This is a genomic window from Nocardia sp. NPDC047038, assembly GCF_040644075.1.
GTDB classification, from domain to species: Bacteria; Actinomycetota; Actinomycetes; order Mycobacteriales; family Mycobacteriaceae; genus Nocardia; species Nocardia sichangensis.
The window spans coordinates 177,330-189,576 of sequence record NZ_JBEYVQ010000002.1; the positions used below are offsets into that span (position 1 = coordinate 177,330).

At 68.2% G+C, this 12,247-nt stretch carries 14 protein-coding genes; 10 read left to right on the forward strand and 4 right to left on the reverse strand.

Going from position 1 to position 12,247, the window contains the following annotated elements:
* Positions 1–221: 221 nt before the first annotated feature.
* The 6 genes from urtA (at position 222) to ABZ824_RS09035 (ending at position 6,262) form a co-directional block, all read left to right on the forward strand.
* Entirely contained in the window at positions 222–1,496 is a 1,275-nt protein-coding gene (urtA, locus tag ABZ824_RS09010) for an urea ABC transporter substrate-binding protein (RefSeq protein ID WP_355071748.1), read from the forward strand.
* Positions 1,497–1,995: 499 nt separating this feature from the next.
* Complete coding sequence (urtB, locus tag ABZ824_RS09015) at positions 1,996–2,880, forward strand: urea ABC transporter permease subunit UrtB (RefSeq protein ID WP_356962700.1); 885 nt, start codon at positions 1,996–1,998, stop codon at positions 2,878–2,880.
* Positions 2,877–4,016: an urea ABC transporter permease subunit UrtC gene (urtC, locus tag ABZ824_RS09020; protein WP_356962702.1), complete on the forward strand. Its 1,140-nt coding sequence runs from the start codon at positions 2,877–2,879 to the stop codon at positions 4,014–4,016. Before urtB ends, urtC begins: the two co-directional genes overlap by 4 nt.
* Positions 4,013–4,867, forward strand: coding sequence for an urea ABC transporter ATP-binding protein UrtD (gene urtD, locus ABZ824_RS09025; RefSeq protein WP_355071744.1), 855 nt, complete (start codon positions 4,013–4,015; stop codon positions 4,865–4,867). The genes urtC and urtD overlap by 4 nt, the downstream gene beginning before the upstream one ends.
* Entirely contained in the window at positions 4,860–5,552 is a 693-nt protein-coding gene (urtE, locus tag ABZ824_RS09030; RefSeq protein WP_355071742.1) for an urea ABC transporter ATP-binding subunit UrtE, read from the forward strand. The genes urtD and urtE overlap by 8 nt, the downstream gene beginning before the upstream one ends.
* An 8-nt stretch (positions 5,553–5,560) precedes the next feature.
* Complete coding sequence (locus tag ABZ824_RS09035; protein ID WP_356962703.1) at positions 5,561–6,262, forward strand: GntR family transcriptional regulator; 702 nt, start codon at positions 5,561–5,563, stop codon at positions 6,260–6,262.
* 4 nt (positions 6,263–6,266) lie between these two features.
* Here the strand turns inward: ABZ824_RS09035 and ABZ824_RS09040 are convergent, their stop codons facing one another.
* Positions 6,267–7,139 carry an NERD domain-containing protein gene (locus ABZ824_RS09040; RefSeq protein ID WP_356962705.1) on the reverse strand — a complete coding sequence of 291 codons (873 nt, stop codon included), beginning with the start codon at positions 7,137–7,139 and terminating at the stop codon, positions 6,267–6,269.
* Positions 7,140–7,367: 228 nt separating this feature from the next.
* Between ABZ824_RS09040 and ABZ824_RS09045 the strand changes: the two genes are divergently transcribed.
* Complete coding sequence (locus ABZ824_RS09045) at positions 7,368–7,901, forward strand: carboxymuconolactone decarboxylase family protein (protein WP_355072125.1); 534 nt, start codon at positions 7,368–7,370, stop codon at positions 7,899–7,901.
* Here ABZ824_RS09045 and ABZ824_RS09050 read toward each other — a convergent pair.
* Positions 7,898–8,674: a TetR/AcrR family transcriptional regulator C-terminal domain-containing protein gene (locus ABZ824_RS09050; protein ID WP_356962707.1), complete on the reverse strand. Its 777-nt coding sequence runs from the start codon at positions 8,672–8,674 to the stop codon at positions 7,898–7,900. The genes ABZ824_RS09045 and ABZ824_RS09050 overlap by 4 nt on opposite strands.
* Before the next feature lie 128 nt (positions 8,675–8,802).
* Here ABZ824_RS09050 and ABZ824_RS09055 point away from each other — a divergent pair, with 128 nt between their 5' ends.
* Complete coding sequence (locus tag ABZ824_RS09055) at positions 8,803–9,180, forward strand: VOC family protein (RefSeq protein WP_356962709.1); 378 nt, start codon at positions 8,803–8,805, stop codon at positions 9,178–9,180.
* Between the two features lie 126 nt (positions 9,181–9,306).
* On the opposite strand, the gene ABZ824_RS09060 is transcribed toward ABZ824_RS09055, so the two are convergent.
* Positions 9,307–10,158: an SDR family oxidoreductase gene (locus tag ABZ824_RS09060; RefSeq protein ID WP_356963472.1), complete on the reverse strand. Its 852-nt coding sequence runs from the start codon at positions 10,156–10,158 to the stop codon at positions 9,307–9,309.
* Positions 10,159–10,254: 96 nt separating this feature from the next.
* Between ABZ824_RS09060 and ABZ824_RS09065 the strand changes: the two genes are divergently transcribed.
* Complete coding sequence (locus ABZ824_RS09065; protein ID WP_356962711.1) at positions 10,255–10,653, forward strand: helix-turn-helix domain-containing protein; 399 nt, start codon at positions 10,255–10,257, stop codon at positions 10,651–10,653.
* A 36-nt stretch (positions 10,654–10,689) separates the two neighbouring features.
* Complete coding sequence (locus tag ABZ824_RS09070) at positions 10,690–11,118, forward strand: PPOX class F420-dependent oxidoreductase (protein ID WP_355071731.1); 429 nt, start codon at positions 10,690–10,692, stop codon at positions 11,116–11,118.
* Positions 11,119–11,495: 377 nt separating this feature from the next.
* On the opposite strand, the gene ABZ824_RS09075 is transcribed toward ABZ824_RS09070, so the two are convergent.
* On the reverse strand, positions 11,496–12,203 hold the full coding sequence (locus ABZ824_RS09075) for a polysaccharide deacetylase family protein (RefSeq protein WP_356962713.1): 708 nt from the start codon (positions 12,201–12,203) through the stop codon (positions 11,496–11,498).
* Positions 12,204–12,247 lie beyond the last annotated feature (44 nt).

Consider the following 12,247-nt stretch of genomic DNA (forward strand, 5'->3'; position numbering starts at 1 on the left):
TCACCATCCGTTCACAGGAAAGGTTCACATCGGCGAAACAGACGAAACGGACTTGTCATCGAGAGATATTCCGGCGCAACAACTCCTGTCTACCGTTCCTTCACGAATACAGCCGTTGTATACAGCCCCGTCTACAGCCGTGAGCGGGGCGAAGACGGCGGTGTTCGACGCGGCGTCCTGCCGACGCCGCCGCGATACCTGATGAGGAAAGGGCTCGCCCCATGCCAAGTTTCCGTGCCACCCATCGCTCCGGGCGTTTGGTGCGAGCGATGGCGGTACCCACCGCGGTCGCGCTCGCCGGCCTGTTGCTGACCGCCTGCGGCGCGAAGGACGACGCCTCGACCACCGGCTCGGGCGCCGCGTCCTGCGTCGACACGTCGAAGGACACGATCAAGGTCGGTTCACTGCACTCCCTGTCCGGCACGATGGCCATCTCCGAGGTCACCGTCGCCAACTCGACCAAGCTCGCGGTCGACCAGATCAACGCCGCGGGCGGCGTGCTCGGCAAGAAGATCGACCTGGTGCTAGAGGACGGCGCCTCGGACCCGAAGACCTTCGCGGAGAAGGCCGAGAAGCTGATCAGCTCCGACTGCGTCGCCGCGGTGTTCGGTGGCTGGACCTCATCGAGCCGCAAGGCGATGAAGCCGAAGTTCGAGAGCCTGAACTCGCTGCTCTACTACCCGGTGCAGTACGAGGGCCTGGAGGACAGCAAGAACATCTTCTACACCGGCGCCACCACCAACCAGCAGATCGTCCCGGCCCTGGACTACTTGAAGCAGAAGGGCATCACCTCCCTCTACCTGGTGGGCAGTGACTACGTCTTCCCGCAGACCGCCAATCGCGAGATCAAGGCGTACGCCGCCGCCAACGGCATCGAGATCAAGGGCGAGGACTACACCCCGCTCGGCTCCACCGATTTCTCCACCATCGTGAACAAGGTTCGCGCCGCGAAGGCGGGCGCGGTGTTCAACACCCTCAACGGTGACTCCAACGTCGCGTTCTTCCGCGAGTACACCAACGCGGGCCTGAAAGCCGCCGAGATGCCGGTGGTCTCGGTCTCGATCGCCGAAGAGGAAGTAGCGGGCATCGGCGCGCAGAACATCGCAGGCCAGCTCACCGCGTGGAACTACTACCAGACCGTCGACAGCCCGGTGAACCGGAAGTTCGTCGCCGACTACAAGGCCGCCTTCGGCGCCGACAAGCCGACTTCGGACCCGATGGAAGCCGCCTACGCGTCGGTCTACCTGTGGAAGAACACCGTCGAGAAGGCGAAGTCGTTCAAGGTCGAGGACATCCAGGCCGCCGCCGACGGCGTGACGTTCGACGCGCCCGAGGGACTGGTCACCATCAACGGCGCCAACCACCACATCACCAAGACCGCCCGTATCGGCGAGATCCGCCCTGACGGACTGATCTACACCGTGTGGGACTCCGGCAAGGCCGTGACGCCGGACCCCTACCTGAAGTCCTACGACTGGGCCAAGGGCCTGAAGTAGTCCGCGGCTGTCCGCGGCCCAGCTACCGGTGCCCGCCCGGCGACACGGTCGCGACGGCGGTCACGCGGAGCGCGTAATGAGGGGGGCCGCGGACAGCATCGGACCGGCGCAGGCATCGCAGGCCCTGCGGCAACTAGCCGCAGGGCACGGCCACCGATTCGGCGCATGCCGCTTTCGGCCATACCGCTTCCGGCACAGCTTCGGTCCCTGGTCACAAGCGCTCAACGCGCACCGCGCTAGCCACGGAGGTGAACGAAGAGAGCCACTGGTAGGCGAACACCAGATCCTCCGGCGCACACCGAACGCGCCCAGCGCACCTCAGCTCCAGGTTTCGAGCGAAGCGAGACCGAGCATGCGCCGTTCGCGGCCCGGCTCGCGTTTGCGCGGCCGCCGCGCACGCGACGAAGGAGCAAGCGGCGGTCGCGCAAACGCGAGCCACAAGGGGGCCGCGAACACGCCGCGACGAAGTCGCGGCAAATCCAACACAGGAGCCTTCCCCATGGATGTTGTGATCGGACAGCTCTTCACCGGGCTGAGTCTGGGATCCATTCTCTTGCTCGCCGCACTCGGTCTCTCGCTGACATTCGGTCAGATGGGCGTGATCAACATGGCGCACGGCGAGTTCATCATGGCCGGTTGTTACACCACTTATGTTGTGCAGAAGGTGATCTCGTCGGCGGGCGTCTCGCTCGTCATCTCCTTGCTGATCGGTTTCCTCGTCGGCGGACTGTTGGGCGCCGCGTTGGAGATGGGCCTGATCCGCTGGATGTACGACCGGCCGCTGGACACCCTGCTGGTCACCTTCGGTGTCGGGCTGGTGCTGCAACAATTGGCCCGCGACATCTTCGGCGCACCCGCCAAGAACGTGATCGCGCCGGAATGGCTCAGCGGCGGCGTCACGATCCTGGGCGCGGTGGTGCCGAAGACGCGCATCTTCATCCTGGTCCTCGCGGTGGTCGCGGTGACCGCGCTGGCCGCGGTGCTCAAGACGACGCCGCTGGGCCGCCGTATCCGAGCGGTGGTGCAGAATCGCGGCCTGGCCGAAACCTCCGGCGTATCCAGTCGTTTCACGGATATCAGCACGTTCTTCATCGGCTCGGGCCTGGCGGGCGTGGCCGGTGTTGCGCTGACGCTGATCGGCTCGACCAGCCCGACCATCGGCCAGAGTTACCTGATCGACGCGTTCCTCGTGGTGGTCATCGGCGGGCTCGGTCAGATCAAAGGCACGGTGATCGCGGCGTTCGCGCTCGGGCTGCTCAATTCCTACATCGAATACTCGACCACCGCGTCCATCGCGAAGGTCATCGTCTTCGTCGTCATCGTGATCTTCCTGCAGGTCCGCCCGCAGGGTCTGTTCACCGTCCGGACAAGGAGCCTGGCATGACCACGCTGATACAACGGTGGCGCGCGCACTCCTCGCTCGGCGCGCTGGCCGGATTCGCCGTCGCCGCCGTTCTGTTGTTCGCGGTCGCGCCCGCCCTGCTCAGCGATTTCCGGCTCAACCTGCTTGCGAAGTTCCTGTGCTTCGCGATCGTCGCGGTCGGCATCGGATTGGCTTGGGGCCGAGGCGGAATGCTCACCCTGGGACAAGGTGTGTTCTTCGGCATCGGCGCCTACATCATGGCTATGCACTTGCAGATGGCCGACGCCGCCCGGCTGGGCAACGACGTGCCGGAGTTCATGGAGATCGCGGGCATTCGCGAATTGCCTTCGTTCTGGAAGCCGTTCGCGTCGGCTCCGGTTGCGCTGATCGGCATCCTCGTGCTGCCCGCTCTGATCGCCGCGGTGCTGGGCTACGGCGTCTTCAAGCGCCGCGTGAAGGGCGCCTACTTCGCCATCCTCAGCCAGGCGCTGGCCGCCGCGCTGGCCATCCTGCTGACCGGTCAGCAGAGCATCGGCGGGTTCACCGGCCTGTCGGATTTCCGCGCGTTCTTCGGGTTCAAGCTGTCCGACCCGGTCAACCGGCGCATGCTGTTCTTCTTCGCCGCGGCCGCGCTGCTGGTGGTGGTCGCGCTGGTGCGGCAGTTGATGCACAGCCGCTACGGCGAGTTGCTCGTCGCGGTGCGCGATCAGGAAGAACGGGTACGTTTCCTGGGCTACGATCCGGCGAACGTCAAGATCGTCGCCTACGTGGTCGCCGCGTTCTTCGCGGGCATCGCAGGCGCCCTGTTCACCCCGATCGTCGGCATCATCTCCCCCGCCGACATCGGCGTCGTCCCGTCCATCGCGTTCCTCATCGGCGTCGCGATCGGCGGCCGGACCACGCTGCTCGGGCCGGTGCTCGGCGCGATCGGCGTGGCGTGGGCGCAGACGGCGTTGTCGGAGGAGTTCCCCTCGGGGTGGACGTATCTGCAAGGCGTGCTGTTCATCGTGGTGGTCGGTTTCGTTCCGGCGGGTCTGGCCGGATTGTGGCCGATGCTGAAAGGCCTGCTGGACAGCAGGCGTTCCGCGCCCGCACCCGCGACGGTGGTGGTCGAGGCGCTGCCGGAATCCGCGACGGAGAAGGTGGAATCGCGATGACCGAGACGACGCACGAACCGAAGCTCGGCGGCAACGCCGGAATGTCCAGCGAGTACCTCGAGATCCGCGGTCTCTCGGTGAGTTTCGACGGTTTCAAGGCCGTCACCGACGTCGATCTGACGGTGTTGCAGGGCGATCTGCGCTTCCTCATCGGCCCCAACGGGGCGGGCAAGACGACGCTCATCGACGCGATCACCGGACTGGTCCCGGCGACCGGCTCCGCGCAGAAGACCGGCGTGGAACTGCTCGGCCAGAAGGTACACCGGATCGCCAGGCTCGGTGTCGGAAGAACGTTCCAGACCGCGAGCGTGTTCGAGCAGCTCAGCGTGCTGCAGAACCTCGACATCGCCGCGGGCGCCGGCCGTTCGGCGCTCACCATGCTGCGCCGCCGCAAGACGGTGCTGCCCGCGATCGAGGAGGCGCTGGAGACCACCGGCCTTGCCGACCTGCGCGACAAACCCGCAGGGGTGCTCGCACACGGGCAGAAGCAATGGCTGGAGATCGGCATGCTTCTGGTGCAGAACGCGTCGGTGCTGCTGTTGGACGAGCCGGTGGCCGGGATGAGCGCCGAGGAGCGCGAGGAAACCGGCAACCTGTTGCGCCGCATCGGCGGCGACCGGGTGGTCGTCGTGGTCGAGCACGACATGGATTTCATGCGCGCCTTCGCCACCTCGGTCACCGTCCTGGCCGGCGGCAAGGTGCTCAGCGAGGGAACCGTCGAACAGGTGCAGGCGGACCCGAAAGTCCAGGAGGTCTACCTCGGCACCGCAGCGGCCGTCGGGACCGAGCTGGAGGACGCGTCGATCGCGCCGAGCCCGGAGTCACCCCAGAAAGGGGACAGTGATGCTTGAACTCACCGATATCCACTCCGGTTACGGCCGCACCGAGGTGATCCACGGCGTCTCGGTGACCGTCCCGGACGACAGCGTGGTCGCCATCATGGGGCACAACGGCGCGGGGAAGACCACGTTGCTGCGCACCGCCGTCGGGCTGATCGGCACGAAGTCGGGCCGGATCGAGTTCGACGGGGAGACCATCACCAAACTGTCGCCGTCGCGCCGGGTGCGCCGCGGTATCGCGTATGTGCCGCAGGGACAGCAAAGTTTCCCGCAACTGACCACGGCGGAGAATCTGCAAGTGGTCGCCGACGGCCGCAAACGGGGCAAGGCGTTGATCGATGAATCGCTGGACCTGTTTCCCGCGCTGCGCGAGCTGCTCACCCGGAAGGCGGGCCTGCTGTCCGGTGGCCAGCGCCAGCAACTCGCCATCGCGCGGGCGCTGATCACCGAGCCGAAGCTGCTCATCCTGGACGAGCCGACCGAGGGCATCCAGCCGTCGGTGGTCGCCGAGATCGAGCGCACCATCATCGATCTCACCCGGCGCGGCGGGCTGAGCGTGCTGCTGGTCGAACAGCACATCGGCTTCGCATTGCAGGCGGCGCAGCGCTACTACGTGTTGCGATCGGGCCGGGTGACCTCCACGGGCGCGGGTGGGGCGGGCGCCGAGCGCGAAGTCCGCTCGGCGATGGCGATCTGAGCGCCGCCGTGGCCCGCGACAGGGGCCGGATTCCGTTGCGCGAGCAGGTGTACGACTCGTTGCGCCGGGATCTGGCCACCGGAGCCATCGTGCCGACCGAACGGCTCGGCGAAGAACGCCTCGCCGAGGCGTACGGCGTGTCGCGCACGCCGGTGCGCGAGGCGCTGGCGCGACTGCAAGCGGACGGACTGGTCGAGCGGCTCGCCGACGGCCTCTACCCGTACCGTCCCCGGCTCGACGAACTCGATCACCTCTACGAGTTGCGGCTCGTACTGGAAGCCAGGGGCATGCAACGCGTGGCCCCGCCCGGCGAGGCGCCCACGCACGATCTGGATCTCGTGCGCACGGAACTCGACACCTGGCGCGCACTGCGCGACGCCCCACCCGAACCGGGCCCCGCGCTGGTGGCCGCCGACGAACACTTCCACACCACCCTGCTCACAGCCGCGGGCAACGCCGCGCTCGCCGACGCGCTCACCGCCGTGCACGTCCGGGTCCGTCCGGTGCGCACGCTGGACATGCCGACTCCGGAACGCATCGCCACGATGACCGCCGAGCACATCGCGATCGCCGAACACCTGGTGTCCGGTGCGGTGGACGCGGCGTTGGCGACGCTCACCGCCCATATCGACACCTCGCGAACGCATGTGCTGGCCCGAGCGCAGTACGCCATGCGCCTGACCAAACTGGGCCGTGCCGTGCGGGATTGACCGTTCAGCAGTGCTGCTGGAAGGGGTAGCACTGGGTGGGCCGGTACGCCGGCGGCGACGGCGTCGGACTCGTCGTGCCGGTCGCCGGGATCGGCTGGGCCGAATCGTGCGCCAACGCGGTGGCGATCACGCCGAGCACGAACAGGACCCCGACAACGGCGATCACGATGACGGACCAGCCCGCATAAGCCTGGCTTTTCGTCGCGACGCCCGCCGTCGGCTCGACTCGCGGCTTCGGTGTGCGCGGGATGGTGGTGACCGGTTCCGGCGCGTTCTCCTCGAAGCCCGCCTCGAGGAGCTCCGCGCGGGACGGCGCGATTTCCGCCAGGCCGAGCGCGCCGCACGCGCCGATCACCCGGTCCGCGGTCCAGTCGCGCGGTCCCGCGGAGAAACCCTCCAGGTAGATGCGGAGTTCGGTCGCGTCGGTGACATTCCCGACGACCACGTCCAACCCCGGACGCAGATTCGTGCGCGCCGGGCGCACCACGGCGCCGCGGAAGGGGACGAGCACGACGGCGCCGCTGATGTGTCCCGGGTCCTGCAACGCGCGCTGGAGCATGTGCTTGACCGCGTAGATGCCGTGTTCCACGCGCTCGGCGGGGCTTCCGTTCTCCGGGTCGTCCAGCTCCACCGGCGCGTCGCTGATCGTCCACGGCCCTTCGGCCGGTGTGCTCAGGATGCCGCTCTGCCTGCGCTGGAACCCGTGCACCTCCAGCACGGTCAACCCGCGCGGGGTCCACACCACCGCGTCGACACGCCGGTTGTCCGCCTCGAGATCTATCACGGCGAGGCCGGTCGTCGGATACGACCGCAGGCACGCGACGAATTCCCGCTCAGCGCCGGACAGCTCCGCTCCCGGCCTGATCCTCACCAGCATCTTTTCCCCTGACGACCTGTTGTCCACACCTGACGCCGCGGAAACGCGCTGCGGCCGCGGCGACCCGCACCGGTACTGATGATGACGGGGTACCCCGCTGAAAACCACTGGAAAGCAAAAGAATGGTGGCGCGCCGGACGGGATACTGCCAAGTAGGCTCTCATCTCGGTCGGCACCGACGCCGGCCGCACAGACCACGCGGAGGTGGCAACCGGCATGGTTTCAGCGCTGCAACCACGCATCTCGCCCGGACGGCTCCGGGAACTCGGGGCGCTCAATTGGGTTGTCTGGCAGGTGCTCTCCCGCGCCGCGGGCACCCACGACGCCCACTTGTTCAGCACGCTGGGCCGCACCCGCGGCCTGTTCCGCGGTTGGCTGCACTTCTCGGGCAAGCTCATGCCAGGCGGGCGGCTGCCCCGCCACGAGTCCGAGCTGGTCATCATCCGGGTCGCGCATCTGCGCGGGTGCGAGTACGAGATGGACCATCACATCCGGCTCGGCCGGCGCGCCGGGGTGACGAGCGAAATCCTGGAGCGGCTGCGCAAAGGCCCCGAGGCGGCGGAGTGGTCGGACAAGCACCGCGCGCTGCTGGCCGCCGTGGATCAGCTGGTGGAGACCCGTGACCTCGACGACGACACCTGGGCCGAGCTGGCGAAGCACTACGACGAGCGCAGCCTGATCGAGATCGTCCTGCTGATCAACCAATACGACGGGCTGGCCGCCACCATCACCGCCCTGCGCATCCAACGCGACGGCCTCTAGTCGGACGGGCCCTCGATACGGCGGGCCAGACCGTCCAGCACCAGCGTCAACCCGAACTCGTAGGCATGGTCGGCGCTGTAGGCGGCCTCGTGCGCCTGGCCCGCGGCCGCCCCGACGCGCGCGGCGAGCGGGTACCGCCGCGCGTCGAAGACCTGCGCCAGCACCGGCGCGGCCCGCTCCCACCACTGACCGTCGGACATGGCGCTGTCGGCCGCCGCCCGCGCGCTGTCGATGGCGATGCGGGCGACGGACGTGACGAAGCCGAGCACGAAGGTCAGAGCGGCGTCCATCGCCAGGTCGTCGAGGCCGAGGTTCGCGAAGGCCTCCAGCTCGTGGTCGTATTTCGCGGCGAGGCCCGGCCCGAGCGGTGGCCGGGTGGTCGGCAGATACGCCACCCACGGATGACGGGCCAGCAGGGCGCGGTTCTCGGCGGCGATCCGGGCGACCCGCTCGCGCCAGGGCAGACCGGTGAGGTCGGCGCGCTCCATCCGTGCGTACACCGTGTCCAGCATCAGGTCGATCAGTTCGGATTTGCCCGGCACATAGGTGTAGGTGGCCATGGGAGTCAGGCCGAGCCGGTTGGCGACCGCACGCATCGTGACCGCTGCGATTCCCTCCGCGTCGGCGATCTCGATCGCGGCGGCGACGACCGCAGCGACGCTGCTGCGCTGTTTCGGCCCCCGGCCGGTGCCCGGCTCCGACGGAATCCGCCACAGCAATTCCAGCGTGCGCACCGGGTCACCGGCGCCGCTGCGCTCCTTCGGCTGTCTCATCGCTCGCCTCCTCAACCGCCTCACTTCCCGATGGTATCGATGTGACGCACCTCATAATGCGCAGTGCCCATTAACTCCGTACAAAGTACAGTGTACTTAGTACGGAGTTTTTCCGCCGAGGAGGGCCCATGCACATCACCGCTTCCGCCATCTCGCTCAACGTTCCCGACCCGGCCGCCTCGGCGCGGTTCCTCATCGAGCACCTCGGCTTCGAGGAGAAGATGTCGGCCGACGGGTTCGTCTCGCTGGACCGCGACGACGCCGGACTGAACGTCATCTACCTGCGCACCGGACTGGTGAGCTTCAAACCGCGGAGCGCGGCGGGCAGCGCGGGCGAAGGCCTGCTCGTCGTCTTCGTCGTCGACGACATCGATGCCGAATACGCCCGGCTGCGAGCCGAGGGCGTGCCGATCGTGACGCCCATCGAAACCGAGGAGTGGGGCGAGCGGTACTTCCAGATGAGCGATCCGAACGGGATCATCATCCAATTGGTGCAGTGGGTCTGAGTTGTGTCCGGGTGGCCGCCGCTGGCGACTTCGTCGCGCACGCGGCGGCCACCCGGACGCCGGCCGGGCCGCGAACAGCGCCTGCCCGGTCCCGCTTCGCCCTCTCCTCGAGCGGCTCGGATGATGTCAGGCGAGCGCAGCGCGGAAGACGTCGACGGCGGGAGTCGCCGGGCGGCCGAGCAGTCGCGCCAGGTCGCCGGAGCGGACGTCGAGGATGCCTTGTGCGATACCGGCGTCGGCGTCGGCGAGTGCCTCGGCGAACTGGGCGGGCAATCCCGCCCCGGTCAAACCAGCCGCATAGTCGGCCTGCGGAAGGTTCTCGTAGCGCACCGGCTTGCCCGATGCCTCCGAGATCGCCTCGGCCAGTTCGGCATAGGTGAGCCGTTCGTCGCCGCCGAGTTCGTATACCCGGCCCGCGTGGCCGTCGGTGGTCAGCACCCGGGCGGCGGCTTCGGCGTAGTCTGCCCGCGCCGCGCCCGCCACGCGACCTTCACCCGCCGCGCCGTGCAGCACGCCGGACTCCACCGCGTGCGCCAGACCGCCCAGGTAGTTCTCCCAGTACCACCCGTTGCGCAGCACTGTGTGTGGCACAGCCGATTCGGCGAGCACCGCTTCGGTGCCCTTGTGTTCCTGCGCGAGAATGAGCGGATTGTCGGTCGCGCCGGGAATGCTGGTGTAGGCGAGCAATTCCACACCGGCCCGCTCAGCGGCGCGAATGACGTTGGTGTGCTGCGCCACGCGCGCGCCGAACTCGTTACCGGAGACCAGCAGCACCCGGTCGACACCCGCGAGCGCCCGGTCCAGCGCGGCCGCGTCGTCGTAGTCGGCCTGCCGGACGTCCACGCCACGCTCGGCCAGGTCGGCCACCTTCGCCGGGTCGCGCACGATCGCCACGACCGGTGTCGATCCCACCTTCAACAGCGCGTCCACTACGAGCCGGCCCAGCTGTCCGCTGGCCCCGGTCACCGCGACGGTCATGACTACCTCCAAGATCGGCATCTTCGAATAGCACTAACTATTCGTAAGCACTATGCACCTTGTAGCCACTGTCGTCAAGTTGGGTACTATCGAAGTATGTCCACCCAGCGCATTGCCTCGGCGGACGCCGACGATCCCACGCTGGAAGCCGACGTCTTCGCCCGGAACTGCACGTCGCGGCCGGTCCTGCAGAACGTCGCCAGTCGTTGGGGCACCCTGGCGCTGGTCGCGCTGCGCGAGGGGCCGTACCGGTTCAGCGCCTTGCGGCGGCGGGTCGACGGCGTCAGCGAGCGCATGCTGTCGCAGACACTGCAGGCCCTGGAACGCGACGGCATGGTGCACCGCGAGGTGCAGGAGACCATCCCGCCCCGGGTCGAATACACCCTCACCGACCTGGGTGTCGAGGTGGCCGACCGCTTGGAGGCGCTCATCCGGGTACTGGAAACCAACATGCCGCGCGTGCGCGAGGCGCAGGCCGCCTACCACCGCGACTGACGGGAAGAGACCAGCGTCACCACGGGTTACACGGGCATGGAACTCGCCGCCGCAGTCGATTTCGCCCGCGACCACCGCAGGTCCGTGCTCACCACGATCCGCCGCAACGGACGACCGCAACTGTCCAACGTGCTGCACGTCGTCGGCGCGGATGGCCGCATTCGCATCTCCATCACCGCCGACCGGGCGAAGTACTACAACCTCGTCCGAGACCCGTGGGCGGCGCTGCACGTGACCCGCGACGATTTCTTCGCGTATGCCGTCCTCGAAGGCACGGTCGAACTCACCCCCGTCGCCGCCGAGCCAGACGACCCCACCGTCGACGCACTCGTCGACTACTACCGCACCGCCACCGGCGAGCACCCCGACTGGGACGAATACCGCGACGCGATGGTCACCGACCGCCGCGCCTTGGTGTTGTTCACCCCGACTCACGCCTACGGCATGCTCCCGGCCGCCGGGTAGCCGAACGAATCCCGCGCCACGAACACCGACGCTCCGGCGCATCGCCTCCGTCGGCGCCTGCGGCCGCGCGGGCATAGCCCACTTGCCCCGCACAAGGCGAAGCAGGGCGGCCCGTCCGGCTACCCGAGCCGGGCCGAGAGCGCCCACCACTGGGTGGCGAGACAGACACCGGATCGGCGCGTGGGCGCGCGTAGCAGTAGCGGATACGCCGTACCCCGCCCCACCTCGCGGCGGCTGATGTGCGCCGCCGACCGGACCTCGCCGCGCCGCCGATCGGCTCGGCTCCGCGGTCGGCGCGGGCTGCGAAATCCGCCGTCGCCCAGCAGCCCCGCGCATCGACCGCCGTCGACGACGGCCAGTGCGCCGGGCCGGTCGGATCAGCGGGACATGAGATCGGACACCGTGACGAATTGGTATCCCGCGGCACGCAATTCGGTGACGATGCGCGGGATGGCGGCGATCGAGGGCACCGCGTTCCCGTGCATGACATGCAGCAGAACGATCGACCCGGGGCGGACCTTGCCGAGCGTCTCGGCGACGATGTCGTCCGCGGTAACGCCGGCCCGGCCGGAATCGGGCTCGACGTCCCAGGTCACGGTGACGCGGTCGTGCTCGGCGAGATAATGCGGCAGCACCCACAACTTCTTGCCGTAAGGCGGACGGAAGGTGATCGGGCCCACGTAGCCCGTCTGCATGATCTCGGCGTCCGTGCGCTCCACTTCGTCGCGGACCGTGCCGGGCGTCACGAAGACCATCCGCCGATGCGAATAGGTGTGATTGCCGATCTCGTGGCCCGCCACGGCGATCGCCCGGCCGTACTCCGGGTGTTCGGCGAGATCACGCCCGTTCAGGTAGAAGGTCGCCGGAATCTGCGCCTCGGCGAGGACTTTCAGCACCTCGGGCGCGCGATCGGACGGCCCGTCGTCCAAGGTCAGCGCGACTACCCGCGCGTCGGTGTCCACCCGGCTGACCACGTGACCGGCCAACTGGAAGGTGCGCGCCTTCATCAGGTAGAAGGTGCCCGTCCCCAGCAGCACCACCACGACGAGCACCGGCACACTTCCGATCAGCCACCTGCGAAACATGCACGCTGTATAGCAGAACGCTCGCACCGATGCCGACCGCCGAC